Here is a 24,853-nt window from a genome sequence, read left to right as displayed (position 1 = left end):
CCCCCTCTTTCGAAGGAGCGACCCGTGCACGTCAGTTTCGCGACGAGCGCCGGTAGGGCCGGCAGGCCGAACGAGGACTTCGTCGGGGCGGTCCCCGGCGCTGTCGTACTGCTCGACGGTGCCGGCATTCCGGGAGCCGAGGCGCTCTGCGCGCACGGGGTCGCCTGGTACACCCACCGTCTCGGCGGCACACTGCTCGGCGGCCTCTCCCGGGCCGACGGGCGGGACCTCGCGGCCATCCTCGCCGACGCTATCGCTGAGACGGCCGCCGCCCACCGCGCCACCTGCGACATCGCCGACCCGAGCAGCCCTCAGGCCACCGTCCTGATGGCCCGCGCCCACCGGGGACGGCTGGACCACCTCCTGCTCGCGGACTCGTACCTCGTGCTCGACCTGGTCGGCGGCGGCGTGCGAGTGGTCACCGACGAGCGCGAGCTGGTCGCCAGGCGGGAGTGCGCGGCGCCCCTGGCCGGCGTCACACCCGCAACCCCGGAGTACGACCGCATCCGCGCCACCTGCGTCGCGGCGCTGCGCGCCCGCCGGAACCAGCCGGACGGTTACTGGATCGCCAAGGACGATCCGCAGGCGGCCTGGGAGGCGGCCACCGGCAGCCACCCCCTCGACGAGTTGAACGGCGTCGCGATGCTCAGCAACGGCGCCAGCCGAATCGTCAGCCCGTACGGCCTGACCAACTGGCCGGGCGTGCGGGATGTGCTCGCCGTCGACGGTCCGTCCGGTGTCATCCGCCGGGTCCGTGAGTTCGAGGACCAGGTGCGCGGCGACCCTGACGCTCTGGTTCCGGACGACGCCACTGTGGCCTGCTGCCGGCTCGCGCCATAGACGTCTCGGCCGGGGCTTGGGGCATGCCGTCCCGACCGAGACGGTTCCGCGTGGTCTGATGCCGTCATGGAGTACGACTTCGAAGGTGCCGTGTGGGAGTGGCGAGGGCCGTCGCCGTACCACTTCGTGACGATCCCACCGGAGTGCGTCGACATGGTGCGTCAGGTGGCAGCGGCGGTCACCTACGGCTGGGGCATGATCCCGGTGGAGGTCCGGCTGGGGCGAAGCCGGTGGCGCACCTCGCTGTTCCCGAAGGACGAGGGCTATGTCCTTCCGCTGCGGGACTCGGTGCGCGACAAGGAGGGCATCGCCCTCGACGACGTCGTGCACATCCGCCTCGCCGTACGGCCGCGGTAACGCGGATGCCCCGCACGCCCTGGTCGGACGCCGAGCCACAGCGTCCGACCAGGGGCGGCTGCTAGAGGTACGGGCGCGTGATCAGTTCGATCGCGTGTCCCGCCGGGTCCTTGAAGTAGAACCCTCGGCCACCGTGTTCGGTGTTGGTCTCTCCCGGCCGCTTCATGTGCGGGTCGGCCCAGTACGTGATGCCTCGCTCCTGGATGTACGCCAGGCCACGCGCGAACAGCTCGTCGTCGACGAGGAACGCGTAATGCTGCATCTGGATGTCCACCGGCGGCTCGGCGAACTGGAGCAGCACACCCTCGTCCAGCAGGACGTTGACGAACGGCCCCCACGAGGGCGCCTCCGGGAGTCCGAACAGTTCCCGGTAGAAGGCCGCCGACGCGTGTTTGTCCGTCGCGGCGATGATGGTGTGGTTGAACGTGACTGTCACGCGTACCCGTCTTTCGGTCGATCCGAAGACCCGACCGGAAGCACACGGCGTCCAGCAGCCGTACTGATTGACAGACCCCGAAGGCAGCAATGCCCCGGACCCATGCGGGAGACGCGTACGCGTCGATCTCGGCATGGCGGCTGAAGTAGCCAGAACCTCCGGGGGTAGGCCCATCTGGGGCGCACGAGCAGGCTAACACGACGTCCTGTCACGTGCGTGACCACCACGGGCCTCCAGGCGAGCTCGAAGCTCGGGTGCTTGGCTATCGTTCTGGGATGTCGTCTGACCTGTCCGGTGCCGTCGGCGCGGCCTTCCTTGCGGAGGGTCCGGCCGATGGTGTCGACCTCAGCCTGTTCGGGCAGTTCGCGGGCTCCTGGGCGCTGGACTGCACCGAGTACGACCCCGACGGGTCCTCGACTGTTCGCCGAGGCGAGTGGCACTTCGGCTATGCGCTCGGCGGGCGGGCGACCACGGACGTCTGGATCCTGCCCGGGGTCGAACACGGTGTCAGCGTGCGATTTCCCGACCCCTCGGCCGGTGCTGGGATCTGGCGCTCGACGTGGGTGGGCCCGACCCGGCGGCGGACGCACACCTTCCTGGCGTCGCGCGTCGGTGACGAGATCGTGCTGGACGGCGGCGACCTGCGGTGGACCCCTCCGATATCGGCTCGGACGAGTTCCGCTGGCGCAACGAGGCACGGCAGCCCGATGGCGTGTGGCGGCTCCAGCAGACGTTCCAGGTGTGGAGGCGGTCCTGAATGCGCCGGCGGTGAACGGCGGGGATGCGCGGCTGCCGGAGACGTGGTGCGTCCCGGTGATCCGTGCCGACTTCAGCGACCACGGGGTATGGGAGCGACTCACGGGCGAGATCCGCAGCCCGACGGGAGTGGGCTTCGGTGCCACCGTCGACTTTGTCGAGGACCGGACCCTGAGCGGTCTGAGCGGTGTGACGATCGCGGCTGGCTTCCCGCGCGACTATCCGGCTCGGTACCGGCATCCGGTGCTGTTCGTCGTCGATTCGGTCACCGTCGCGCTGCCGGAGCACCCCCTGCTCGTCGTCAACCTGAACGAGAGGGTCGACGCGTCCCCATTCCGGACCGTGCCCCGGCAGGTCCAGTCGATCGGGGACAACCTGTCCCTCGCCAACATGGACTTCGACGATTTCGCGCGCTCGACAGGCCCGGACGGCGTCTTCCGGGGTTTCTGAGCACGCGGCGGAACGCCCGGGTGCGGCGCGGAGCCTACGGCCGAGCGGGTGGCAGGAGTAGCGCCTCTGCGCCGACCGGGCGGAACCCGGCCGCCTGGAAGGCGCGCACACTGCGGGCGTTGCCGGCGGCCTGCTGAGCCCAGACCGGTTGCCCGTCGGGCACGAGATGCCGGGCGGCCGTCGCCAGCGCCCGTCCCAGGCCCCGGTGACGGCACTTCTCGTCGACCTCGATCGCCGTCTCCCAGCGACCCGCCACGCCTCGACCCAGGACGACCACCCCGCCGTCGGCGGCCCAGACCCGGACGTCGTCGCGACGCCGACGCGACCGGCCCACGCGGCCGTGCCCGCTGTTCGTCACTTCGCGCAGCGTCACCGGGGGCGCGCCGGAAAGAGAGCCCGCGACCGTCAGGAGGTCGATGGTGTCGGTGGATCGCCCGGTGCGGTCGAGCAACGCGGCGAGGAAGCGCGGGTTCATCGTGGCCGCCAGGCCGTCGCAGTCGAGAGTCGCCAGGGTGCGGCGTACCCACTGGGGATCTTCGTCGGTGAACACCACGGAGTGCGCGGTGAACGCGATGACTCCGGCGTCGCGGTGGCACGGCTGCGGTACGACTGTGGTCCCGCCGTCCGCCGGCGGGAAATGCCCGTTCGCTGCGGCCTGCAGGATCTCGGCCAACGTGGTGTCGGCGATCGTCGTCTCCTCGGGAGGGGGCGGAACGCGCTCGACGGCCGGCGCGTGCAGCGCCGGCCGCCGAGGACTAGTCGATTTCAGCTGCCGGTGCAGGTGGCGGTGGCTCCGCTGCCGTTTCCGGTGCCCTGGAATCCGAAACTGGTGCTCTGACCTGCGGCCAGCCGTCCATTGTAGCTCTGGTTCGTGACGGTGATCGTCCCGCTGCTGCCGGTCGCGACACCGTTCCACAGCGAGGTGACCGAGGCGCCACTCGGCAGGTTGAGGGTGACCCGCCAACCGCTGAGTGCGGTGCTCCCAGCGCTCACGGTGACGTTGGCGACGAATCCGCCGTTCCACTGGTCCTGCACGGCGTAGGTGGCGGTGCAGGCGTCGCCGGTCGGCGGCGGAGTGGTGGTCGGCGGCGGAGTGGTCGGCGGGGGAGTGGTGGGCGGAGGCGTGGTCGGCGGGGGCGTGGTGGGCGGGGGCGTGGTCGGCGGCGTGCCGCCGTCGAGCGTCAGGTTCTTCTGCTGGACGGTCCACTGCGTACGGCAGAGACCGCAGTTGGTTCCGACGAAGTTGGCGCCGGCGGTGGTGTCGCCCTTGAGGCGCCACTTGAGGTAGAGCACCGCGACGCGGCCGAACTCACCGCCGTTGGCCTGGTCGTAGGTGCCGCCGTGCCCCACGTTGAGGTTGCCCATGAAGGCGGGCAGCCCGGACGGCAGCTTGCCCCAGTCGTCGATGGCGTTCGGGTAGGCGATGTCGCTCGGGCCACCGATGATGTAGGCGATCGGCTTGGTCAGTCTCCTGAGTTGGTAGTCGTCGGCGTCGTTGAGCAGGCCACTGCTGAAGATGCCGGTCGTGGTGACGCGTGGGTCGTTGGAGACGGCGTACGCCTCCAGTCCGCCGCAGGAGAAGCCCGCGACCGCGACCTTTGTCGTGTCGATCTTGTTGAAGTACTTGCTGCCCTGGCGGGAATTCTCCGCGATGGCCCAGTCGATCGACTGGGTGAGCATCTGCGAGTTGGTGGAGCCGGACCCGTTCGGAGCGCCGTTGGCGATGGCGAGGAAGCCGTGCGAGGCGATCTCGCGCAGAAAGTTGCCCTGGGAGAGGCCGTTGGCCGAGCATCCGCCATTGCCCCAGACAAAGATGGGCAGGCGTTCGGACGGGAGCGTCTGGGGCCGGAAGATGGTGTGGTTGGCCAGACTCGCCGAGGTCTCGTAGTCGGCGGGATAGGGGCCGGAACCGCCGACGGCGGCGCCTGCCGGTGTCGCGCCGAGCGCGATGATCACCGAGGCGACCGGGACGACGGCGGCGGCCAAGCCCGCGTAGATCTTCGCTCTTCTTCTCATGCACCCCTCCAACGGATGTCACGTGGGGCTCCCTGCGGCGGCGGTGGCGGCTGTTCGTTCGCGCAGCGACCGGTGGTCGGCGCAGGCCACGGGCCAGGTCGATGTGTACGCGTCGACCACCCGGCGGGGTCCCCACAGGCGATCCGATTGGGAGCGGTGTGCAGTTACTATCACTGCCGTAACGAAATGTGTCAATGTCCCGTCTATCCTGCGGCCGCCCACCGACGCCGTCGGCCCGCGCGCCGACCGGCGGTCGTTCCCGGTGCCGAGAGGTCGTCCGACGCCTCGAAGAGGGTGATCCAGGCGGCGGCGTCCGGCCAGTGCGGCGTCGCCAGCTCGACCAGCCGGGCCTGCGCGAGCGCGCCGAGCGCGGTGTGGATCTCCAGGAAGGTCTCCCTGGCCTCCCGGCGGGGCCACGGCGTCGGCAGCAGATGATCGGGCAGGTCCGGGTCGATGTCGGCGAACCTCCGCCAGGAGTCCATGGCCGAGGTCCGGGCGACCAGCGCCCGTGCCGCGCCAACCGTGTTGTCGCGCACCGCGATCCGCAGCGGCGCGTACCGCTGGATGAAGGTCGCATACGCGGACGCGAGCCCGGCCAGGTCGTACGCGGCGGCCGGTCCGTGCGGTCCGGACTCCTCGTCGAACCGGACGTGCATGACCGACCACCGGGCGCCCTCGACGTGGCTCAGCAGTTCCCTCAGCACGCCCCTGGCGGGTGCGGCGTCGGACCCCGGCCGGATCCACACGCTGTCGTACAGGCCCGCGAAGCGCAGCGCGCCCAGCGCCCTGCGCACGGCGTGCCGCGACGCCTGACCGGAGCTCGGGATCGAGAAGGAGGCCAGCACCCAGTCGCCGGTCCAGTGCGGCGGCTGGGCGCCGAACGTCAGGAACTGCCGCATCCGCGCGTGGTGCCGGGCGATCGCCTCGGGCGTCAGGTGGTAGACCGGTGGTCTCCGGCCCGCCCTCGTCGCGATGAGGCCACGCTTGACCAGGCGGGACAGGGCGGCACGAGCGCTGGACTCGCTGACGCCGAACTCGCGCAGGATCGCGATGACCGCCACGGACGGCAGGTCGGCGTCCGTCGAGTCCAGATACTCGCCGAGCACTGTCGCCAGAAGGTGCTGCGGGCTGGACCCGGCCTGGGCGCGAGGGGCTCGCACGTCGTCACCGTTCACGTCACCAGACTGCCCCACCGGATGGCACACGGACCTCAGCCCAGCGTGGCCGCCCTGCGCAGCAGCACGGCGCGTTCGCGCTGGTTCGCACAGAGCCGGGCTGCCAGCTCCAGCTCGACACGGGCTTCCGCCGAACGGCCGAGCCGGGCCAGCAACTCACCGCGCACGGTCGGGACCAGGTGTGATCCGGGGAGCCGGCGGGCGGTGACGAGCTCCTCCACGATGGCCAGCGCCCGCGCCGGACCGGAGGCCATGGCCACGGCGACGGCCCGGTTGAGGTCGACCACCGGCGACGGCGTGACCCGGCCGAGCGCGTCGTAGAGCAGCACGACGCGGTCCCAGTCGGTTGCCCCCACGGAGGGCGCCGCCGCGTGCGTGGCGGCGATCGCGGCCTGTAGAGCGTAGGGACCGGGATTCCGAGGCGACGTCCTGTTCAGCGCGGCCAGCCCCCGACGGATCGCCGAGGTGTCCCACAGTCGCCGGTCCTGGTCCTCGAGCAGGACCGGCGTACCGTCCGGGTCGGTCCGGGCCGGAAAACGCGCGGCTGTCAGCTCGCAGAGCGCGAGCAGACCGTGCACCTCGGCCTCGTCGGGTTGCAGAGCGGCCAGCGTACGGATCAGTCGGATCGCCTCGTACGCCACGTCCGGGCGCAGCAGGTGGTCGCCCGAGGTGGCCGTCGACCCCTCGGTGAAGATCGCGTACAGGACGTGGAGCACACCGCCCAGCCGTGCGCGACGTTCGTCGGCCGGCGGCAGCTCGAACGGCACCCTGGCCGCCGCGATGGTCTTCTTGGCACGGGTGATGCGGGCCTGCACGGTCGGCACCGGAACGAGGAACGCGCGGGCGATCTGCTCGCTGGACAGGCCGCCGACCACGCGCAGGGTCAGCGCCACCCGGGCCGCAGGCGGGAGCACCGGGTGGCAGCTGACGAACATCAGGGCCAGGACGTCGTCGTCGATCCGGTCGGGGTCGACGTCCTCGACCCAACTGGCCGCCGGATCGCCTGCCGCGTCGACCGCCAGCAGGGCATACCGATCCCGCAGCGCGGTCCGTCGGCGTATCGTGTCGATGGCCCGCCGACGTGCCGTGGCCATCAGCCAGCCGGCGGGATTGGCCGGGGAGGCACGGGGCCACGACACCAGCGCCTCCGCGACCGCCTCCTGAGTGGCGTCCTCGGCCAGCCCGAGATCGCCGGTGAACCGGGTCAGCGCGGCGACGATCCGCGCCGACTCGACCCGCCAGACGGCCTCGACGTCGACCGCACCCATCAGATCCGGCCGTCCTTTCCGCTGCTCGGCGGAACCTCGTCGGCCTCGGCCACCCGCCGGACCTCGATCTTGGACCCGCGGACCGCCGGAACGCGCCTGGCCCACTCGACGGCCTCCTGCTTCGAGGCGACGTCGAGCAGAAAGTAGCCCCCGAACAGTTCCCTGGTCTCGCCGTACGGGCCGTCCGTGACCACCGGGGCGTCGCCGCCGAAGTCCACCACGACGCCCTGGCCCGGATCGTCCAGCCCTTCGGCCGCGAGGAGGATGCCGGCCTGCACCATCTCCTCGATGAACCGGCCGGTCGCGGCCATCGCCTCGTCGATCGACGCCATCAGGGCCGCGTTCGACTCGTCGGTTCCTCGCATGATCAGCATGTACTTCGCCATTGCCTTCTCCTCCTCGGCGGGGCCGCCACTCGTCCCTCGCGCCCCTATGTCGAACGAGCGGCCCGCGCATCGACACCATCGCAGAAAAGAAATCAGCTTCCACCGGAGCTGACCGTCAGGACGGCGCGTCGACCGGCCGGTCGACGCGCCCGGGCGACAGCGCCCAGGACGGGCGCCACGTCGCCTCGGGCGACGGCGCCAGGCCCGCGCAGTGGTCGATCACCGCGCGTAGCCCCGGGTGCGGGTTCGCGCGGCGCAGGATGAGCGAGAGGGGGTACGCGAGCGTCGGGCGCGCGATCGGGATGCGGCGCAGGTCGTGGCCGGGCGGCCAGAGATACCGGTCGCGCGCGCCGACGAGGGTCGCCACGTCGGCGGATGCCGCGAGGATGTCGAGCAGCACCTCATTGCCGAAGTTCGGGCCGGCGGCGTCGATCCGCAGGTCGAAGGTGGTGGTGAGCTGGTCGTAGAAGTCCGCCCACTCGCTTCCGGGCGCGATGCCCGGCACCCAGATCCGGTGCCCCCGCAGTCGGGCCGGTGTCAGCGTGCGCGCGGCGGCGAGCGGGTGCCGTGGGCCGACGAGCAGTTCCAGCGCCGAGTCGAACGCGTGGACCATCCGTACGTCGCGCGGCAGCGTCGCCGGGTCGGTGACCGACCGGAACGAGGCGTCGACGTCGCCCGCCTGGACGGCGGCGACCGCCTCGCGCGGGTCGGTGACCCGCAGGGTCACCACGTCGAGATCGATCTCCGGATGTGACCGCCAGTAGTCGTGCAGGACGACCGCCTGCGCGGAGCGCAGGCCGAGCACGTCGATCCGCAGGGCCCGCGAGCCCGGCCTGATCGCGGCGACCGCGCGGTCCACCCCGGCGACGATGCCCCGGGCGTGCGGGAGGAACGCCTGGCCGTCGAGCGTGAGCTCGACCCCTCGGGGGGTACGCGTGAACAACCGCACGTCGAGGGCACGTTCGAGGGCCGCGATCCGCTTCGACACGGCCTGCTGCGTCACCCCCAGCTCGTCGGCCGCGTGCTGCAACTGCCCGAACTCGGCCGCCCGCACGAACGACCGCACCGCCTCGGTATCCATCGGCTCATCATCCACCCGCACAACCGACGGTTGTGACGCGCCCGACGGTCAGTTGTTTGCGCTGACGTCGGGCGCGTTGGTGTGCTGCCCGGACCCGAACATCGGTTGTCACGAGGGGGGCGGATGGGCGTGCGATTGGGGTCCGGTTTCGGTTGGCTGTGGTCGGCCTACGCCGTCAGCACGTACGGCACGTGGATCGCCTTCGGCGCGTTCCCGCTGATCGCGGTTCGCGTCCTGCACGCACCGGCGTTCGCCGTGTCGATCCTGGCGGCGGCCGGACCGGCCGTCGCGGCGGTCGTGGCGTTCTCGCTCGGACCGTGGGTCGAGAGCCGGGCGAAGCGTCCGGTGCTGGTCGCCATGGACCTGCTCCGGTTCGTGGCCATGGCGAGTATCCCGCTCGCGTACGCCTTCGGTCTGCTGTCCTACGGCCAGTTGCTGGTCGTCTCGGTCCTTTCCGGGACCGCGAGCATCGCCTTCGCCGCCGCGTCCGGCGCGTACCTCAAGTACCTCGTCCAGGGCGATCACCTGCTGGTGGCGAACGGGCGGTTCGAGGCCACGAACTGGGCGGCGACCGCGGTGGGTCCACCCTTCGGTGGCGCGCTCGTCGGGCTGCTCGGTCCGGTCGTCACCGTCGCGGCCGACGCCCTCAGCTACCTGCTGTCAGCGCTCGCGGTCCGGCGCATCCGCGGTGGCGACGTCGCGTCACCCCGGGCCCGTGCCGGTCGTCCGCGCGGCGCCGATCTCCTGGTCGGCTGGCGGTTCATCCTGCGCGACCGGGCCCTGCGGGGGCTGTTCCTGAACTCGATACTGGTCGGCGGCCTCATCATGGCCACCGCGCCGCTGCTGGCCGTGCTCCTGCTGGGCGAGTACCAGCTTCCGGCGTGGCAGTACGGTCTCGCCTTCGGCATCCCGGCGCTCGGCGGCCTGGTGGGTGCCCGCCTGTCCGGGCGCCTCGTGGCCCGCCACGGTCGACACCGGGTCATGATCGTCTCAGGGTGGTTGCGCTCGGTCTTCCCCCTCGGTCTCGCGTTCGTCCAGCCGGGCATCCCCGGACTCGTCACCGTGATCGTCGTCGAGGGACTGCTGATCACCTGCATGGGCGTCTTCAACCCGATCTACGCGACCGAGCGACTGCACCGCACCCCGCTCGGCCACGCCGCACGCGTCCTCAGTACGTGGAGTGCCGTCAGCAGACTCGTCCAGGCGGTCCTGGTGGTGGTCTGGGGCATCCTCGCGACCCTCACCAGTCCGCTTGCCGCGATCACCATCTCCGGCGTTCTCCTGCTCGCCACCCCGCTCCTGCTGCCCGGGCGGACACCGTCGGTGGCCACCGAGCCCAGCCCGTCCGAGCGGGGTGTCCGGGTCGGATGACGCATCCAGGGACCGCTGGCTTCATATTTCAGTTCGTCGATGTTAACGTTAACTTAACTCGGCTGTCTGCCGGTCGGCATGACCGTCGGCGGGGCCCCGGTGAGATCGGAGAACGCTTATGACCACACCCCGCAGGGTCCTTCGCGTGCGCCCGCTGGCCGTGGTGACGGTGTGTGCTCTCGCCGCCACGGTGTCGCTGGCCTCCCCGGCGTCGGCATCAGCGACCATCACAGTGGCCGCCGACGGCAGCGGCACCTTCACGACCGTCCAGGCGGCGATCGACAGCGTCGCGGCGAACAACAGCGTGCCGGTCACCATCACCATCAAACCCGGCACCTACCGGGGCGTGGTCACCATTCCCGCCAACAAGCCCTACCTCACCCTGGTCGGCACCGGCAGCTCCGCCGCCCAGGTGGTGATCGTCGAAGGGCACGCATCCGGCCAGACCAAGCCCGGTGGTGGTACGTACGGCACGTCCGGCAGCGCCTCGGTGTTCGTCAACGCCAACGACACCACGATCCGAAACCTGACCATGTCGAACGACTTCAACGAGGCCGCCAACACCCTCGACGCCGAGCAGGCCGTCGCTGTCAACACCTCCGGCGACCGGGTGCAGTTCGACAACGTCCGCGTCCTCGGCAACCAGGACACCCTGCTGGTCAACGCGCCCAGTGTCAGCTCGGTCCGGCGTCTCTACGTCCGCAACTCCTACGTGGAGGGGGACGTCGACTTCATCTTCGGGCGGGGCACAATGGTCTTCCAGAACGGCACCGTGCACTCGCTCACCCGGGGCTCGTCGTCGAACAACGGCTACATCACCGCCGCGGCCACCGACATCAACAACAAGTTCGGCTTCCTGTTCTGGGGCACCACACTGACCAGCAACGCTCCGGCCAGGACGGTCTACCTCGGCCGGCCCTGGCACCCCAGCGGCGACGTCAACGCCCGCGGTCAGGTCCTCTACCGGGGCGTCGCGATGGGCGCACACATCCGCACCGACCCCTGGACCGACATGTCCGGCTTCTCGTGGAGGACCGCCCGGTTCGCCGAGTACAGCAGCACCGGGCCGGGCGCCGTCATCAACGCCGACCGGCCCCAGATGAGCGCCTCCACCGCCACCCAGTACACACCCACCGCGTACCTGGCGGGCAGCGACGGCTGGAACCCCATCCGATGAGGCGGATTCGTTCCCTGCGTACCGCGGCCCTCATCGCAGTCGCCGCCGGGGTGCTCGCCGCGGGTCTGCCGGTCCTCAGCGCCGAGGCCGCGGTCGGTGACGGCACGCCGACCGACTCGAACATCAGCTTCGTCGGCCGGTGGAACACGACGAACGCCTCGGCCTACGTGCCCTACTGGGCCGGCGCGTACCTGCGGGTCGGGTTCACCGGCAGAACGGTGAAGCTCCGGCAGCGCAACACCATCCAGCTGTGGGCCAGCATCGACGGTAGGGCGTTCACGTCCTTCACCGGCTCCGGCACGATCAACCTGACGCCGACCGCGCTGGCTGCCGGCAACCACACGTTGATCGTCAGTTACCGGCAGGTGGCCGGCTCCTACACCGGTGACGCGGTCTTCCAGGGGCTGATCCTGGACTCGGGCGCGGGCACGTTCAAGCCGCCAGCCCGCCCCAAGCTGGTCGAGTTCATCGGTGACTCGATCACCGCCGGTGCCACGAGCAGTCAGCTCGCCGTGACGGACTACGGCTTCAAGGTCGGTGAGCGGCTCGGCTACGACCACACCCAGATCGCGATCGGTGGCATGTGTCTGGCCGAGACGACCGATGGGTGCTGGGCGCAGGCGACACGCTACTGGATGTCGTCCGGTGGCCAGGTCGGCACCGATCCGTGGGACTTCTCCCGCTACACGGCCGACGGTGTGGTGATCAACCTGGGGACCAACGACAAGAGCCATGGCGTGAGCGCCGCGGCCTTCCAGGCGACGTACACCACCTTCCTGACGAGGATCCGGGCCAAGTTCCCGAACGCCAAGCTCTTCGCCCTGCGGACGTTCATCGGTCGCTATGCGACCGAGACGGAGGCGGCGGTGCGGGCGCGCAACGCCGCGGGTGACGCCAACGTGTTCTACGTGGACACCACCGGCTGGCTGCCGTCCGGGGGCCTGAGCGACTCGGTGCACCCGAACGACGCGGGTCACCAGGCCATCACCGACAGGTTGGCCCCGATCCTCAGCGCACGACTCACCACGACCCCGGAACCGACGACGCCGGCCCCCACAACGCCGGCCCCGACAACGCCAGCGCCGACCACACCCGCGCCGACCGCTCCTGGGGCCGGCGCCTGCACGGTCACCTACCTCAAGACCGGTGACTGGGGTACGGGTGCGCAGTTCGACGTGACGCTCGGCAACACCTCCACCGTCGGGGTCAACGGGTGGACCCTGACCTGGTCCCTGCCGGGCAGTCAGCGGATCACGCAGTCCTGGAATGCCACCGTTACCCAGTCGGGCGCTGCGGCCACCGCGGTGAACGCCGCCTGGAACGCGGTGATCCCGGCCGCCGGTTCGGCCAGCTTCGGAATCATCACCGACAGCCCGCTCGGCGGAGCGACCGGCTTCGCCCTCAACGGTTCCCCGTGCGCCGCCGTCACGTGATGGCGAGCGTCTCCGATCGAGGCAGGAGTAACCCGATGACGGTTCGCCGATCGCGTCTCGTGGTCCTGACGGCAACGGTCCTGACCGTCGTGGCCGGCGGGCTCGGCATCGCCACCGCCCAGGCCGCCACCCCGGCCTGCGCTGTCGACTACCGGATCACCAGCCAGTGGGCCGGCGGGTTCGGGGCGGATGTCGTCGTCACCAACCTCGGCGACGCGGTGACCGGTTGGAGCGTCGCGTGGAGTCTTGCCCCCGGGCAGGGCGTGCAGCAGGCGTGGAACGCCACCGTCACGGTCGCCGGTTCGGCGGTGACGGCCACCAATGTGAGCTACAACGGTGCCGTCGGCTCTGGCGCATCGGTCAACTTCGGCTTCACCGGCTCGTGGAGCGGCAGCAACCCGGTGCCGTCGTCGTTCTCGTTCAACGGCACCACCTGTGCCGGCTCGCCGCCAGCAACGCCCACCGCGCCGACGCCGACTGCCCCCACGCCGACGCCGACACCCACCGCTCCCACACCGACGCCCACTGCGCCGACGCCGGAGCCGACACCCTGCACCGGCCCGAGCACACCGTCGGCCAGCCCTTCCCCGTCACCGACACCCGCGCCGATCAGGGTGTGGATGGCCGGCGACTCCACCATGATGAACGCCAGTTCCTGCCCGATCGGCTGGGGTAGCCAGTTCGCGCCCTCCTTCACGTCGGCAGTCACCGTGCAGAACAGTGCCGTCGGCGGTCGCAGCATCCAGACGTGGCTGTACGAGGGCAACGTGACCTCCACCAAGAACTCCGCCGGCGAGTGCACGCTCAGCTCGACTGCCTACAGTGCGCGGTGGTCGGCGATGCTGGACACCGGCAGCGGCTTCAAGACCGGTGACTATCTGATCATCCAGTTCGGCATCAACGACGGTGACTCGGCCTGCCCGCGACACGTCGGGACCAATCGCTTCAAGGAACTGCTCGGCGTGATGGCGACGGCCGCCAAGGCCAGAGGGGTGAAGCCGATCTTCGTCACCCCGGTCGCGGCGATCACCTGCAGCGGCGGCACCGCCGTCGGCAACCGCGGTTTCGTCGCCGAGACGACGGCTGCGGCCGCCGCCAACGGCGTACCGGTCATCGACCTGCACGCGAAGAGCGTGGCGCTCTACAACTCGCTCAGACTGTGCCCGAACAACGGTGACTACTCGACGGGCGCGGTCGGCGCGTTCTTCTGCAACGACCACACCCACTTCGAGGCTGCCGGCGCCAGACAGATCGCCGGCCTGATCGTCACCGCCCTCCGGGCGCAGAACATCCCGCTCGCCGCCTACCTGAGGTGACAGCCACGACTGGACGCCATGGTCCGGCACGGCCCGTACGGCAACGGGGGCTGGATGGAGCTGCCGGAACTGCACCTTCGGTTGCTCGAACACGATGATCGCCGGGTCGGTGCGCTCGCCGCGACGTGCCTAGGGCATCTCGCGAAGGAGCGCGCACGGATGCGCGGACGGGTGTGGAGGGCAATCCGTCGATGGACGTGGTTCTGAGTCGAACGCGGACGTGCCAGCGTTCCGTGGTGGAGCCCTTCCCGGCCCTCAACTCTGCTGGTAGTTCACCGCCGCGAACCCGCACGGCTGGTGCAGGTGCAGGTAGTAGGCGCCCTCGCCGTAGTCGTCCAGATCGGCCCCAGCGATGAGACCCACGTAGTCCATCGGTTCACCGCAACCCGGGCAGTCGGCGTGCTCGGCGTCTTGGATCCACTCGGGCCGGCCACCCAGTGTCGATCCACCCTGGTTCCAGGCGCTGACCTGATACGGGCTCGCCAATGCCTGCCCGGGAACCGGCGCCAGCGTCGGGGGATCCTCCGGCTCGTCGGCGTCCGGCAGGTAGCTCGGGCGGCTGTTGCCGGCCCACCAGGTGGTGCCACCTGTCGGAGTGACGTGGCTGTACAACGTCGCGTAGCAGGCGCAGAAGTGGCAGGTCTCGACCACCAACCGCCCGGACCACCCCGTGTGGGCCAGGGCTGCGGCGATGGCGGCATCCGCGGTGTCGAGGTCGGCGGCAACCCACAGCGGCGAGGCGCACCAGGGGCAGCCGGGCCGATCCGGGCCTGGCGCTGTTTCGCGCATGACCCACCGGTACGCGGTGTCCCCGCACAGGTCCCGTCGCCGGCCGTCCGAGCCGACCGCCCAGCCGCCCTCGTGGGCGTAGCTGAGCGCACTGACGTGAAGCTCGCCCGAACCCGCGGGAGGCTGCGTCGTCCAGCGACGCAGGGCGCTCTCGGCCGACGGGTGAGCACTGTGCGCCATGACCATGAGCAGGTGGTTGAGCCGGTCGGGCGTGCGGCCACTGTCGACCTGCTCGATGACCCGACGGACCACGTCGACGTCCGCCGCGCGGTACAACTTCGCCGGGTACAGCACATCGAGGTCGAGCAGGAGACCCTGGTGCGGCGTCAGCCTTAGCGGGTCGTTGTCCGCGATCGCGCACAACTCCTCGATCGCGTCGTCGTCCTCGGCGGCGGCACGTCTGATCAACTCCTCGATCACGAGGGCATGGTAGCGGGAGTCCAACGGTCCTTTCGTCGGTCGGACCTGCAGTCGGGGAGGGCCACCTTCACGGACTTCTGCCCGTTCTGACACCGCCGGGCCATCCGCACGGCCGACTCCCCTGATGCGTCGACGAGCGCTAGCGTCGCCGCATGGGTTTCCTGTCTCGTCTTTTCATTCCGCGCGGGGTCCGGCGCGCTGTCCATCCGGTCCGTTCGGCGAAGCGGGCGGTTCGCAAGGCCGTCGTGCCGAAGAGCGTGAGCAGGGCCACCTATGCGGCCTCGCAAATCGCCAACCCGGTCAGCGCGTTCAAGTACCACGCGGTTGAGCGGCCCCTCACCACTGCCCTCCGCAGCGGATCGTCGAAGCGGTCGGCTGTGCCCGCTCCCGCGTACCGGCACGGCAAATGTGCCGTCAAGCACCGCACCCCAGAGGCCGTAAGGCGTTGTCGGAACGGCTGATCGGAACACCCATCATCGGTCAGCCGGCGATACGGTTCGAACCGTGCCGCCCGATCTCGTCGACTGCCCCTTGATCTTCCTTGATGACGGTCGTCGGCTGCTGGCCCTGGAGTCTGACCGACGCGGACTTCACAGTCATCCGCCGATGGCTCACGCAGCTCGGCGTACGGACTGACCGAACACGATTCAACCGCTGACGGGGAACGTCGCCTCGGCGCCTCCAAGCCTGTCGTCGGGACGAACTGCAACGCCGGGGGCTCGTCGGTGGCAGGTGAACCACCGTCCACGTCGGCTTCGTCGAGCGTGAGCTTGGCTGCTACCGTCCAGCACCGAAATGACGATCACGGTGGATGCGGGGGAGTTGACGTGGATGCGTAGAAAGCCGAGTACGCGGCTGGCCGGTGCACTGATCATGGTGCCGACGACCGTGGCTCTCGTTCTGGTGGGAACCGCCTCGGCGGCGTCGGCGGCCACGGGAACGCCGAGCGGTGCGCCGCCGGCCGCCAACGGTGTCGACGTGTGGTGCGTGTCGACGACCGGCGCCAAGGCGTGCTTCGCGGCATACGGGGACCGTGTCTGGGTGAAGGACACCAAGGCGAACGGTGCGTCCGCCGCCGGCACGATCCAGGGACCCGACTGGAGTCGGCAGTGCTTCAACGGCAGCGGAGCGGACGCCGGCTGGGTCATGTGCAACTTCGACGTGCCGGAGTACGAGGAGGGTCTGCTGTGGGCGGTCAACAATCCGTTCATCGGCAACGAGAGCAGCACGGCGATCTACACCAGCGGGCCGATCTGACGCCGGCGCTCCCGTAACGAGCCCCGGTCTTTCAGACCAGCGGCGCCTGCGCGGATCGGCCGCCGTCGCCGGCTGCGCGGGCGCCCTCGGGAGCGGTGATCGGTGCGGTGATGATCCGGCTCGGCAGCACCGGCGCGTCCCGGCCGGTGCCCCGGCGCGCGCCGTCGTCGGTCGACTGTTCGTGGTAGTCCTGCTCCACGTTGACCGACCAGACGTCGTGCGTGCTGCCGGTGACGATGTTCTCGACGGTCAGCATCGCGGTGAGCATCGAGTGGTCCTGGTTGTTGTAGCGGTGCATGCCGTTGCGGCCCACCGGGTGCACGTTCGGCACGGCCTCGGCCAGCCAGGCCCGGATCACGTCCACGTTGTGCTGGTAGCGCTCGTCGTACACCGGGTAGGCCTTGGGCATGCGCACGACGTGCCCGGCCTCGACCACACCCGGGCGGACCAGGCCCAACCGCTCCAGCTCCGCGGTGGCCAGGGCCACGAGATCGACATCGGGGGTACGCCACATCTCGTCGTCCTCGAAGACGAAGTACTCCAGGCCCAGGCAGGTGCGACCGTCCTTGACGAGGTACGGCGACCAGGAGCCGAAGTTCTGGATCCGGCCCACCTTCACCGCCGGGTCGTGCACGTAGATCCAGTTGTCGGGGAACGAGAACTCGGCCGGCACCACCAGGGCGACGGTCAGGAAGTCGCGGTAGCGCAGGTCGGCGGCGCAGGCCAGCACCGCCGGGGGCGCGGGCGGGCGGAGCGCGGCGACCAGCTCCGAGATCGGCATCGACGAGATCACGTCGTCGGCCGGCTCGGTACGCTGCCCGCCAGCGCCGTTGAGCGTCACGCTGATCGCCCGACGTCCTTTCGGGTCGCGGTGCACGGCGGTCACCCAGGTGCCTGTCGACATCTCCCCGCCGCGTCGGCGCACCTCTTCGGCGCAGCGCTCCCACATCATCCCCGGCCCGTACTTCGGGTACTGGAACTCCTCGATCAGGCTGGTCACGTCGGTGCGGCGGCGGCGCGGCAGCACCGCGTTGCGGATCGCCGTGGCAAGCGACAGGTTCTTGATCCGCTGCGCGGCCCAGTCGGCCTGCAACCGGTCCGCCGGCATACCCCAGACCTTCTCGGTGTACGTCTTGAAGAAGATCGAGTACAGCCGCCACCCGAACCGGGCCGAGACCCAGCCCTCGAAGTGCGACTGGTCGCGGGGTGGCCGCAGCCGCGCCCGGGCGTACGAGCCGAGGCAGCGCACCGCCTCCGGCAGCCCCAGGTTGCGCAGGGCGTTCGTCGCGCTGAGCGGATAGTTGAACAGGGCTCCCCGGTAGAAGATCCGGCTCATCCGCGGTCGGGTCAGGAAGTCCTCGTCCGGCAGGATCTCGTGCCAGAATGCCTCCACCCGGGGGACCTTGGTGAAGAACCGGTGCCCGCCGATGTCGAAGCGCCACCCGTCGCGTTCCACGGTCCTGCTGATTCCGCCGACCACCTCGTCGGCCTCGAAGACCCGGACCGGCTGCCCGTGCCGGAGCAACTCGTACGCCGCCGTGAGCCCCGCCGGGCCCGCGCCGATGACCACCGTGCCGTGCTGCTCGCTCATGCCCCCGTACTCCCTGCCACTGGTCGAGGCGGCACGCGTACCCGTTATGCCCGAGATGTCACCTCCTGGTCCTGGCGGGTTTCTCCTCCCGCCGGGTCCTTCGGGGCGTACAACGAGAAGGGCGGGCGGTTCGGCGGACCGGGGGAGCGGGGCGGATGCACCGGTGGCGAAGCGGCCGGCAGCGCGCGCAGGCGCTGGCCGGGGCCGTCGGGCGGCTGGTCCGCCGGGTGCCGCCGCCCTGGCCGTACCTCATCGGGCTGTTTCTCGGCGCGAAGCTGGTGCTGACCCTGCTCGGCCTGCTGGTCCTGCACGCCTGGGACGGCATACCCGGCGCGCCGCCGCCGGACGAGGCGCTGATGTGGGCGCAGCAGCGCGAGGTCTCCGGGCATCGGTGGATCTCCTTCTGGTTCGCCTGGGACGCGCTGCTCTACCTACGGTTGAGCGAGCTGCCGCTGACCGGGCGGCCGTGGGGCGACTTCGGCTTCCCGCTGCTCTACCCCTTCCTTGCCCGGCCGGTCGGCGCGCTGCTCGGCGGCGACAACGCGCTGGCCCTGCTGTTGATCAGCAACGTCGCGTTCCTGGGCGCCCTGGTGTACGGCTACCGGCTGGCCGAGCTGCTCTTGGGCGACGCGGACGCGGCCCGCCGCTTCACCCGCTACCTGGTGCTCCTGCCGACGGCCTTCCTGTTCCAGGCCGCGCTGACCGAGTCGCTGTTCGTCTGCCTCGCGCTGGCCGCGTTCTACTACGCCGAACGTCGCCGGTGGCTGCTGGTCGGGGTGGTCGGCTACTTCCTGGCGATGAGCCGATCTCTCGGACTGCTCGTCGCCCTGCCGTTGGCGCTGGTGCTGCTGCGCCAGCACGACTGGCGGCTCGGTCCACGCGCCCTGCTCGCGTACCTGCGGACCGGCTGGCCCTTGCTGCTGCTGCCCGCGGGCTGGTTCACCTTCATGGCGTTCTGCCGGTGGCGTGGCGGGGACTGGTTCGCCTACCAGCACGCCCAGAAGGCCGGCTGGGGGATCGAGGTGCAGAACCCGGTGCCGGTGGTGGTGGACGCCCTGGCCGGAGAGCCGCGCGACGCCGGACGGGTCCTCTTCGCCCTGGTCGTGCTGGCTGTGCTGGCCGCCGGGTTCCGTCGCCGGGAGCTGCCGTATCTGGTCTACGGCGTGCTCATGGTGCTGGTGCCGCTGTCGATGGGCCCGCCGGTCTACAAGAGTCTGCTGCGGTATCTGCTCGCCGTGTTCCCGGTGGCCCTGGTGCTGGCCCGCTGGGCCCGTCGCGCGAGCGTCGACGTGTGGCTGACGGCGACCCTCGCTGTGGTGCAGGGTGCGCTGTTCGTGCTCTGGCTGACCTACTGGACCCACATGATCATCTGATTGGACGGGTGTCGGCCGGGGCAGGATGAGGCGATGACCGAGCCACTGGTGCGCCTCGACAACCTCGGCGCCTGGCTGATCAAGGGCAACGCGGACGCAGTCGACCTCGCCGCCCGCTTCGCCCGCGAGCCCCTGGTCACGAGCTGGTGCGTACGCCCCGGCTACCGGGCCCGGTTGATGCGCGCCGGGCAGCCGGTGGTCTTCTGGGCCAGCGGCAGCCGTGCCCGCCTGCCGTACGGGGTCTGGGGCCTCGGGTGGGTCACCGGGCCGGCCGAGGCGGGGCCGCCGGGGCAACAGTGGTCGGTGCCGCTGGAGCTGCCCATCCTCCTCGAGCCGGACCGGTTGCCCCGGCAGGCGTTGCGCGCCGACGGCCGGCTCGCCGCCCTGGAGGTGTTCCGTCAGCCGCAGGCGGCCAACCCCTCGTACCTGACGGTGGCCCAGTTCGCCGCCCTGCGGACGTACCTGCCGGTCTGAAGACCCAGCTGGCCTGTGCGAGGCTGCTACCCGTCGTCGCCAACTTCGGGGGAGGCCCGGTGTTCGCCCTGCCGCTGACCGACGAGGTCGAACTGCGCCCGCTGGAGCCGTGGCGGGCCGAGGAGTTCCTCGCCAACCTCGACCGGTCCCGGGAGCACATCCGGCCCTGGGTGTCGCCGACCTTCGTCGCCACCGACCTGGCGTCGGCCCGCGCGGTGTTGCAGCGCTACGCCGATCGCTGGGCCAGCGACAGCGGCGGCATCTGGGGACTGTGGTGGCACGGGACCCTGGTCGGTGGGGTCATGTTCGTGTCGTTCGACGTCACGCTGGGCATCTGCGAGGTCGGCTGCTGGCTCGAGCCGGACGCGCAGGGGAGGGGCCTGATGGCCCCCGCGATCCGCCGGATCATCGACTGGGCGGTCCGCGAGCGCGGCATCCAGCGGGTCGAGTGGCGCACCAACGCGGCCAACACCCGCAGCATCGCCCTGGCCCGCCGGCTCGGCCTGCGCCACGACGGCACCCTGCGGCAGGTCTACCCGAACCCGCGCGGGCGCGTCGACCTGGAGATCTGGTCGGTGCTGGCCGACGAGTGGCTGGCCCAGCCCACACCGGTGCCGCCCACCATCCACTGACGACAGCGGATTTCTGTCGTACCCGGGCGGCACCATCCATTCATGGCCATCCCCGCGCTCACCCCGCATCCCGACCCGCCGCGCTCCGTGCCGCTGCGTGAGGCGCGCACCCGGTTCAGCCAGCTCGTCGCGTTGGCCGAGCTGACCGACGCGGTCACCGTCGTCACCCGCGACGGCGATCCCCGCCCGGTCGCCGCCATCGTTCCCGCCGCCGCGGCCCGCAGCGCCGCCCAGGCCCGCGCCGACGCCGACCGGCTCGCCGCGGTCACCGCCGGCTGGGCCCGCCGCCTCGACGAGCAGCACCGCCGCAGCAGCCAGCGGCACGCCGCCGAGCTGGGCGCGGTCCGCGCGGCGCTGGCCGAGGTGTGGGCCGAGCTGGACCGTCGGGTCGTCCCGGGCAGCGACCCGGCGCTGGCTCGGCTGCGCGCCGCGCACGCCGCCCTGCTCGCCGACTGACCACCCGCGCGCCGCAGGCCGACACCGCCGCGAACACATCGACTCCGAGGCGGCGGCAGCGTCAGGTCGTGGCCGGGTAGGCGTGTGTTTCGGTCGCCTTGACCGCCACCCAGACACGCTGGCCAGCAATCAGCCTAAGCTGGGCCGCCGCAGCCGGCGTGACGTCGGCGGCGACGCCGACCGGCCCGTCCACCTGCACCCGCACGTTGTCACCGTGTCGTTGGACGCCGGTCACCGTCCCCGCCCACGTGTTGCGAGGGCTGCCCTCGGGCCGTGACGGGTGCAGGGCCACCGCCGCCGGGCGGAACGCGACGAACGCGTCGCCGTCGAGCCGGTCGGCCACGCTGAGGGTCAGCTCCGGCGCGACCCGTACCCCGTGGCCCTCGGCCCGCCCCCGATAGAGGTTCAGTCCGACCAGGCGCGCCACGTAGTCGGTGCGCGGGCGTGCCGTGACGCTCGGGCCGTCGCCCTCCTGGACGACGCGCCCACCCTCGACGATGACCAGGCGGTCGGCCAACGCCAACGCGTCCAACGGATCGTGGGTGACCAGGACCGTGGCGCCCGGGTGCGCGGCCAGGTGACGGTGCAGCTCCGCGCGGGTCTCCAGGCGGGTACGGGCGTCCAGGGCGGCCAGCGGCTCGTCGAGCAGCAGCAGCGATGGTCCGACGGCGAGCGCGCGGGCCAGCGCCACGCGCTGCGCCTGCCCGCCGGACAGCTGGCGGGGCTTACGGCGCGCCTGGTCGGCGAGGCCCACCCGGTCGAGCCAGTCCTGGGCCGTGGCCCGCGCCGCTCTCCGGTCGACGCCATGCCGGCGTGGCCCGAAGGCCACGTTGTCCAGCGCGCTGAGGTGCGGAAAGAGCAGGTAGTCCTGGAAGACCACGCCGATCGGCCGGCGCTCGGTCGGCACCCACCCGCGTGTCGCCGGCCGGTCCAGGTCGACACCGCCGAGGGTGACGTGACCGGCGGTGAGCGGGTGCAGCCCGGCCAGGGCACGTAGCGCGGTGGTCTTGCCCGCCCCGTTCGGTCCGAGCAACGCGACGACCTCGCCGGGCTCGACCCGCAGCGGCACGTCGAGCCGGAAGTCGCCCCGGTCGACGACCAGCCGGGCCGCCAGCAGCGGCGTGGTCACGGGCCGGTCGTCCGGCGGCGGCGTGGTCACGGAGCAGCCATCCAGCGGTCCCGTAACGCGGCCAGGATGCCCACCGAGACGATCAGCAGCACCAGGCTGAGCACGATCGCGGACTCCAGGTCGGTCTCCAGCGCCAGGTAGACGGCCAAGGGCATCGTCTGCGTACGTCCCGGATAGTTGCCGGCGAAGGTGATGGTGGCCCCGAACTCGCCGAGCGCCCGCGCCCAGCACAGCACCGCACCGGCGGCGAGCCCGGGCGCCACCAGCGGCAACGTGACATGGGTGAAGGTGGTCCACCGGCTGGCACCCAACGTCGCGGCGGCTTCCTCGTAGCGGTGGTCGGCGGCGCGCAACGCGCCCTCGACGGCGATGACGAGGAACGGCATGGCGACGAACGCCTCCGCCAGGACGACGCCCGCGGTCGTGAAGGGCAGGGTGATGCCGAACGTGGCGTCGAGCCAGCCGCCGAGCAGCCCGCGCCGGCCGAAGACGAGCAGCAGCGCCACGCCGCCGACCACCGGCGGCAGCACCAGCGGCACGGTGACCAGGGCGCGGACCAGCCGTCGGCCGGGGAACTCGACCCGGGCCAGCAGCCAGGCCAGGGGTACCCCGAGCAGCAGGCAGAGCAGCGTGGCCAGGGTCGCGGTCTGCACCGACAGGCGCAGCGCCGTCAACGCCCCTGGCGCGGTGAGCCGCTGCGGCAGCGTCGTCCACGGCGCCCGGACCACCAGCCCGGCCAGCGGCAGGACGAGAAAGAGCAGGCCCAGCCCGGCCGGGATCAGCAGCCCCGCCGGCACCCGCCCCCGTCGTCGGGAAGTGGTGTGATCGCGGACCAGGTTCACGAAGCCGCCTGGAACCCCGCCTCGGCGAGGACCGCCTGTGCCGACGCCGAGCGGACGTACGCGACGAAGGCCCGCGCGCCGGCCCGGTTCGGCGCGCCCTTCAGCGCGACGATCGGATAGTCGTTGATCGCCCGTGTCGACTCGGGGAACTCGACGCCGGTCACGTCGGTGCTCGCGGCGCGGGCGTCCGTGCGGTAGACGAGGGCGGCGTCGACCTCGCCGAGCTTGACCTTGGCCAGCGCACCCTTGACGTCCTGTTCGAGGGTGACCGGCGTCAACGTGACCCCGGCCGCGGTCAGGGCGGTACGCGCCGCCGCGCCGCAGGGCACCTGGTCGGCGCAGAGCGCGACCTTCACTCCCGACCGGGCGAGGTCGGCGAGGCCGGTCACGCCCTTCGGGTTGCCGCTGGGCACCGCGATCACCAGTTGGTTGCGGGCGAAGACGAACGGCGTGCCGTCGGCCTCGGCGGCGTCCGTCACGGTCGCCATGTTCTTCGGCGCGGCCGAGGCGAAGACGTCCGCCGGGGCGCCCTGGGTGATCTGGTTGGCCAGGGCCGAGCTGCCGGCCAGGTTGAGGGTGACGGTGACGCCCGGGTTGGCGGTTTCGAAGTCCCTGGCGATGCGGGTGAACGACCCGGTCAGCGAGGCGGCGGCGAACACGGTCACCGTGCCGGCGACGCGACCGTCCGGGGTGTCACCCCCGGTTGCCGGGGCGCCGGCTCGATCGCAGCCGGCGGTCGCCAGCACGGCCACCACCAGTGCCGCCGCGACACATCGGGCCCGACGGCTCATCCGTGCACCCTCGCCCCGGAAGGGGCGGTGGGCGCGGGACGCTCCACCACCACCGTCGTCGACTTGATCACGGCGACGGCGACCGAACCGACCCGCAGGTCGAGGTCGTCCACGGCCTCCCGGCTCATCAACGACACGACCCGGAACGGGCCGGCCTGGATGTCGACCTGTGCCATCACCGTGTCCTTGCGGACGTCGACCACGATGCCGCGCAGGCGGTTGCGGGCCGAGGAGAGCCCGACGCCCGGGTCCGGGTCGGCGGCCTGTGCCCGGGCGAACGCCGCGAGATCGACGCCGTCGATGACACGGTGGCCGTGCTCGTCGCGCCCGGCGGTCAGCCGCCCGGCGTCCACCCAGCGGCGGATCGTGTCGGCACTGACGCCGAGCAGGTCGGCCGCCGCGCCGATCCGGAAGGTCGTCACCGGACCACCATAGCGTCCGCATCTGCGAGGGCGCAGGGCCGAGGAGGGCTGATTCTGCGCGTCGAAGAGGCGCTATCAGCCGCAGTTGCGAGCCGGGCTCAGACCGGGCCGCCGGTCAGGGGCGGCGGGGGTGACCCTTGAGGTGCCGGCCCAGCTCCCGGGCGATCTCGCGGTTCGCGTCGCGCTCGGCGAGGGTCTGCCGCTTGTCGTACGTGCGCTTGCCCTTGGCCAGGGCCAGCTCGACCTTCGCCCACCCGTTGTCGAAGTACATCGACAGCGGCACCAGCGTCACGCCGCCCTCGCGGACCTCCTGGAGGATCTTGCCGATCTCGGAGCGGTGCAGCAGCAGCTTGCGGTTGCGGCGGGGCGCGTGGTTGGTCCACGTGCCGTAGCGGTATTCGGCGATGTGCAGCCCGTACAGCATGATCTCGCCGTCGCGCTCGTGCGCGAACGCGTCCACCAGCGACGCCCGTCCCTCGCGCAGCGACTTCACCTCGGTGCCGACCAGCACGATGCCGGCCTCGTACGTGCGCAGCACGGCGTACTCGTGCCGCGCCTTCTTGTTCGACGCGATCAGTCGGCGTTCGGGCTGTCGGGACGGGCTCACCCGGCGAC

At 71.2% G+C, this 24,853-nt stretch carries 26 protein-coding genes; 12 read left to right on the top strand and 14 right to left on the bottom strand.

The window, feature by feature from the left end; all coding sequences use genetic code 11:
- Positions 1 to 24 precede the first annotated feature (24 nt).
- Both ABZV06_RS11975 and ABZV06_RS11970 read left to right on the top strand, forming a co-directional pair.
- Positions 25 to 840, top strand: a complete 816-nt coding sequence (locus ABZV06_RS11975; RefSeq protein ID WP_355620750.1) for a hypothetical protein — start codon at positions 25 to 27, stop codon at positions 838 to 840.
- Positions 841 to 906: 66 nt separating this feature from the next.
- The gene (locus tag ABZV06_RS11970) at positions 907 to 1,197 is read left to right on the top strand and encodes a DUF1905 domain-containing protein (protein WP_355620747.1); all 291 of its coding nucleotides are present in this window, start codon (positions 907 to 909) and stop codon (positions 1,195 to 1,197) included.
- Between the two features lie 61 nt (positions 1,198 to 1,258).
- On the opposite strand, the gene ABZV06_RS11965 is transcribed toward ABZV06_RS11970, so the two are convergent.
- Positions 1,259 to 1,633 carry a VOC family protein gene (locus ABZV06_RS11965; RefSeq protein ID WP_355246684.1) on the bottom strand — a complete coding sequence of 125 codons (375 nt, stop codon included), beginning with the start codon at positions 1,631 to 1,633 and terminating at the stop codon, positions 1,259 to 1,261.
- Between the two features lie 741 nt (positions 1,634 to 2,374).
- On the opposite strand from ABZV06_RS11965, the gene ABZV06_RS11960 reads away from it, so the two are divergent.
- Positions 2,375 to 2,839 carry a hypothetical protein gene (locus ABZV06_RS11960; RefSeq protein WP_355246690.1) on the top strand — a complete coding sequence of 155 codons (465 nt, stop codon included), beginning with the start codon at positions 2,375 to 2,377 and terminating at the stop codon, positions 2,837 to 2,839.
- A gap of 34 nt (positions 2,840 to 2,873) precedes the next feature.
- Here ABZV06_RS11960 and ABZV06_RS11955 read toward each other — a convergent pair whose 3' ends face one another.
- The 6 genes from ABZV06_RS11955 to ABZV06_RS11930 all read right to left on the bottom strand — a co-directional run bounded on the left by ABZV06_RS11955 (position 2,874) and on the right by ABZV06_RS11930 (position 8,765).
- A complete protein-coding gene (locus tag ABZV06_RS11955; protein ID WP_355246766.1) occupies positions 2,874 to 3,527 on the bottom strand; it encodes a GNAT family N-acetyltransferase in 654 nt (217 codons plus the stop codon).
- A gap of 77 nt (positions 3,528 to 3,604) precedes the next feature.
- Positions 3,605 to 4,855 carry a cellulose binding domain-containing protein gene (locus tag ABZV06_RS11950; RefSeq protein WP_355620744.1) on the bottom strand — a complete coding sequence of 417 codons (1,251 nt, stop codon included), beginning with the start codon at positions 4,853 to 4,855 and terminating at the stop codon, positions 3,605 to 3,607.
- 203 nt (positions 4,856 to 5,058) lie between these two features.
- Positions 5,059 to 6,015, bottom strand: coding sequence for a PaaX family transcriptional regulator C-terminal domain-containing protein (locus ABZV06_RS11945; protein ID WP_355620741.1), 957 nt, complete (start codon positions 6,013 to 6,015; stop codon positions 5,059 to 5,061).
- A gap of 50 nt (positions 6,016 to 6,065) precedes the next feature.
- Positions 6,066 to 7,298 carry a sigma-70 family RNA polymerase sigma factor gene (locus tag ABZV06_RS11940; protein ID WP_355620738.1) on the bottom strand — a complete coding sequence of 411 codons (1,233 nt, stop codon included), beginning with the start codon at positions 7,296 to 7,298 and terminating at the stop codon, positions 6,066 to 6,068.
- Positions 7,298 to 7,684 (bottom strand): YciI family protein, encoded by a 387-nt coding sequence (locus ABZV06_RS11935; RefSeq protein ID WP_355620735.1) that lies wholly within the window; start codon positions 7,682 to 7,684, stop codon positions 7,298 to 7,300. Before ABZV06_RS11935 ends, ABZV06_RS11940 begins: the two co-directional genes overlap by 1 nt.
- A 115-nt stretch (positions 7,685 to 7,799) precedes the next feature.
- Positions 7,800 to 8,765 carry a LysR family transcriptional regulator gene (locus ABZV06_RS11930; RefSeq protein WP_355620732.1) on the bottom strand — a complete coding sequence of 322 codons (966 nt, stop codon included), beginning with the start codon at positions 8,763 to 8,765 and terminating at the stop codon, positions 7,800 to 7,802.
- Positions 8,766 to 8,888: 123 nt separating this feature from the next.
- Between ABZV06_RS11930 and ABZV06_RS11925 the strand changes: the two genes are divergently transcribed.
- The 4 genes from ABZV06_RS11925 (at position 8,889) to ABZV06_RS11910 (ending at position 14,062) form a co-directional block, all read left to right on the top strand.
- Positions 8,889 to 10,136 (top strand): MFS transporter, encoded by a 1,248-nt coding sequence (locus ABZV06_RS11925; protein ID WP_355620729.1) that lies wholly within the window; start codon positions 8,889 to 8,891, stop codon positions 10,134 to 10,136.
- Positions 10,137 to 10,281: 145 nt separating this feature from the next.
- Positions 10,282 to 11,313, top strand: coding sequence for a pectinesterase family protein (locus tag ABZV06_RS11920; protein ID WP_355246709.1), 1,032 nt, complete (start codon positions 10,282 to 10,284; stop codon positions 11,311 to 11,313).
- On the top strand, positions 11,310 to 12,746 hold the full coding sequence (locus ABZV06_RS11915) for a cellulose binding domain-containing protein (RefSeq protein ID WP_355620726.1): 1,437 nt from the start codon (positions 11,310 to 11,312) through the stop codon (positions 12,744 to 12,746). The genes ABZV06_RS11920 and ABZV06_RS11915 overlap by 4 nt, the downstream gene beginning before the upstream one ends.
- Positions 12,747 to 12,781: 35 nt before the next feature.
- Positions 12,782 to 14,062, top strand: coding sequence for a cellulose binding domain-containing protein (locus ABZV06_RS11910; protein WP_355620723.1), 1,281 nt, complete (start codon positions 12,782 to 12,784; stop codon positions 14,060 to 14,062).
- A gap of 255 nt (positions 14,063 to 14,317) precedes the next feature.
- Here ABZV06_RS11910 and ABZV06_RS11905 read toward each other — a convergent pair whose 3' ends face one another.
- Positions 14,318 to 15,271, bottom strand: a complete 954-nt coding sequence (locus ABZV06_RS11905; RefSeq protein ID WP_355620720.1) for a hypothetical protein — start codon at positions 15,269 to 15,271, stop codon at positions 14,318 to 14,320.
- A gap of 831 nt (positions 15,272 to 16,102) precedes the next feature.
- Between ABZV06_RS11905 and ABZV06_RS11900 the strand changes: the two genes are divergently transcribed.
- Positions 16,103 to 16,528 carry a hypothetical protein gene (locus tag ABZV06_RS11900; protein WP_355620717.1) on the top strand — a complete coding sequence of 142 codons (426 nt, stop codon included), beginning with the start codon at positions 16,103 to 16,105 and terminating at the stop codon, positions 16,526 to 16,528.
- 31 nt (positions 16,529 to 16,559) lie between these two features.
- Here the strand turns inward: ABZV06_RS11900 and ABZV06_RS11895 are convergent, their stop codons facing one another.
- Entirely contained in the window at positions 16,560 to 18,119 is a 1,560-nt protein-coding gene (locus ABZV06_RS11895; protein ID WP_355620715.1) for an NAD(P)/FAD-dependent oxidoreductase, read from the bottom strand.
- 155 nt (positions 18,120 to 18,274) lie between these two features.
- Here ABZV06_RS11895 and ABZV06_RS11890 point away from each other — a divergent pair, with 155 nt between their 5' ends.
- Genes ABZV06_RS11890 through ABZV06_RS11875 form a run of 4 tightly spaced genes read left to right on the top strand, consistent with a single transcriptional unit; the run spans position 18,275 to position 21,054 of the window.
- Positions 18,275 to 19,492, top strand: a complete 1,218-nt coding sequence (locus ABZV06_RS11890) for a hypothetical protein (protein ID WP_355620712.1) — start codon at positions 18,275 to 18,277, stop codon at positions 19,490 to 19,492.
- A 33-nt stretch (positions 19,493 to 19,525) separates the two neighbouring features.
- Complete coding sequence (locus ABZV06_RS11885) at positions 19,526 to 19,966, top strand: hypothetical protein (protein WP_355620710.1); 441 nt, start codon at positions 19,526 to 19,528, stop codon at positions 19,964 to 19,966.
- A 59-nt stretch (positions 19,967 to 20,025) separates the two neighbouring features.
- A complete protein-coding gene (locus ABZV06_RS11880; protein WP_355246734.1) occupies positions 20,026 to 20,598 on the top strand; it encodes a GNAT family protein in 573 nt (190 codons plus the stop codon).
- 42 nt (positions 20,599 to 20,640) lie between these two features.
- Positions 20,641 to 21,054, top strand: a complete 414-nt coding sequence (locus ABZV06_RS11875) for a type II toxin-antitoxin system prevent-host-death family antitoxin (protein WP_355620707.1) — start codon at positions 20,641 to 20,643, stop codon at positions 21,052 to 21,054.
- Between the two features lie 61 nt (positions 21,055 to 21,115).
- Here ABZV06_RS11875 and ABZV06_RS11870 read toward each other — a convergent pair whose 3' ends face one another.
- The 5 genes from ABZV06_RS11870 to smpB all read right to left on the bottom strand — a co-directional run bounded on the left by ABZV06_RS11870 (position 21,116) and on the right by smpB (position 24,845).
- Positions 21,116 to 22,183, bottom strand: a complete 1,068-nt coding sequence (locus tag ABZV06_RS11870; RefSeq protein WP_355620824.1) for an ABC transporter ATP-binding protein — start codon at positions 22,181 to 22,183, stop codon at positions 21,116 to 21,118.
- Positions 22,184 to 22,209: 26 nt separating this feature from the next.
- Positions 22,210 to 23,025 carry a molybdate ABC transporter permease subunit gene (gene modB, locus ABZV06_RS11865; protein ID WP_355620704.1) on the bottom strand — a complete coding sequence of 272 codons (816 nt, stop codon included), beginning with the start codon at positions 23,023 to 23,025 and terminating at the stop codon, positions 22,210 to 22,212.
- The gene (gene modA / locus ABZV06_RS11860; RefSeq protein ID WP_355620701.1) at positions 23,022 to 23,816 is read right to left on the bottom strand and encodes a molybdate ABC transporter substrate-binding protein; all 795 of its coding nucleotides are present in this window, start codon (positions 23,814 to 23,816) and stop codon (positions 23,022 to 23,024) included. The genes modB and modA overlap by 4 nt, the downstream gene beginning before the upstream one ends.
- The gene (locus tag ABZV06_RS11855; RefSeq protein WP_355246745.1) at positions 23,813 to 24,238 is read right to left on the bottom strand and encodes a TOBE domain-containing protein; all 426 of its coding nucleotides are present in this window, start codon (positions 24,236 to 24,238) and stop codon (positions 23,813 to 23,815) included. The genes modA and ABZV06_RS11855 overlap by 4 nt, the downstream gene beginning before the upstream one ends.
- A gap of 115 nt (positions 24,239 to 24,353) precedes the next feature.
- Entirely contained in the window at positions 24,354 to 24,845 is a 492-nt protein-coding gene (smpB, locus tag ABZV06_RS11850) for an SsrA-binding protein SmpB (RefSeq protein WP_355246748.1), read from the bottom strand.
- Positions 24,846 to 24,853 lie beyond the last annotated feature (8 nt).

The organism is Micromonospora sp. NPDC005172 (assembly GCF_040608555.1).
Taxonomy (GTDB): Bacteria; Actinomycetota; Actinomycetes; order Mycobacteriales; family Micromonosporaceae; genus Micromonospora.
Note: the sequence above shows the minus strand (reverse complement) of the source record. Positions and strands in the feature narration are given on the sequence as shown.

Coding starts and splice junctions, on each gene's coding strand:
- ABZV06_RS11910 (WP_355620723.1), top strand. CDS start 12,782: ATGACGGTTCGCCGATCGCGTCTCGTGGTCCTGACGGCAACGGTCCTG.
- ABZV06_RS11930 (WP_355620732.1), bottom strand. CDS start 8,765: ATGGATACCGAGGCGGTGCGGTCGTTCGTGCGGGCGGCCGAGTTCGGG.
- ABZV06_RS11935 (WP_355620735.1), bottom strand. CDS start 7,684: ATGGCGAAGTACATGCTGATCATGCGAGGAACCGACGAGTCGAACGCG.
- ABZV06_RS11900 (WP_355620717.1), top strand. CDS start 16,103: ATGCGTAGAAAGCCGAGTACGCGGCTGGCCGGTGCACTGATCATGGTG.
- modA (WP_355620701.1), bottom strand. CDS start 23,816: ATGAGCCGTCGGGCCCGATGTGTCGCGGCGGCACTGGTGGTGGCCGTG.
- ABZV06_RS11875 (WP_355620707.1), top strand. CDS start 20,641: ATGGCCATCCCCGCGCTCACCCCGCATCCCGACCCGCCGCGCTCCGTG.
- ABZV06_RS11970 (WP_355620747.1), top strand. CDS start 907: ATGGAGTACGACTTCGAAGGTGCCGTGTGGGAGTGGCGAGGGCCGTCG.
- ABZV06_RS11890 (WP_355620712.1), top strand. CDS start 18,275: ATGCACCGGTGGCGAAGCGGCCGGCAGCGCGCGCAGGCGCTGGCCGGG.
- ABZV06_RS11925 (WP_355620729.1), top strand. CDS start 8,889: ATGGGCGTGCGATTGGGGTCCGGTTTCGGTTGGCTGTGGTCGGCCTAC.
- ABZV06_RS11895 (WP_355620715.1), bottom strand. CDS start 18,119: ATGAGCGAGCAGCACGGCACGGTGGTCATCGGCGCGGGCCCGGCGGGG.
- ABZV06_RS11950 (WP_355620744.1), bottom strand. CDS start 4,855: ATGAGAAGAAGAGCGAAGATCTACGCGGGCTTGGCCGCCGCCGTCGTC.
- ABZV06_RS11940 (WP_355620738.1), bottom strand. CDS start 7,298: ATGGGTGCGGTCGACGTCGAGGCCGTCTGGCGGGTCGAGTCGGCGCGG.
- ABZV06_RS11915 (WP_355620726.1), top strand. CDS start 11,310: ATGAGGCGGATTCGTTCCCTGCGTACCGCGGCCCTCATCGCAGTCGCC.
- ABZV06_RS11885 (WP_355620710.1), top strand. CDS start 19,526: ATGACCGAGCCACTGGTGCGCCTCGACAACCTCGGCGCCTGGCTGATC.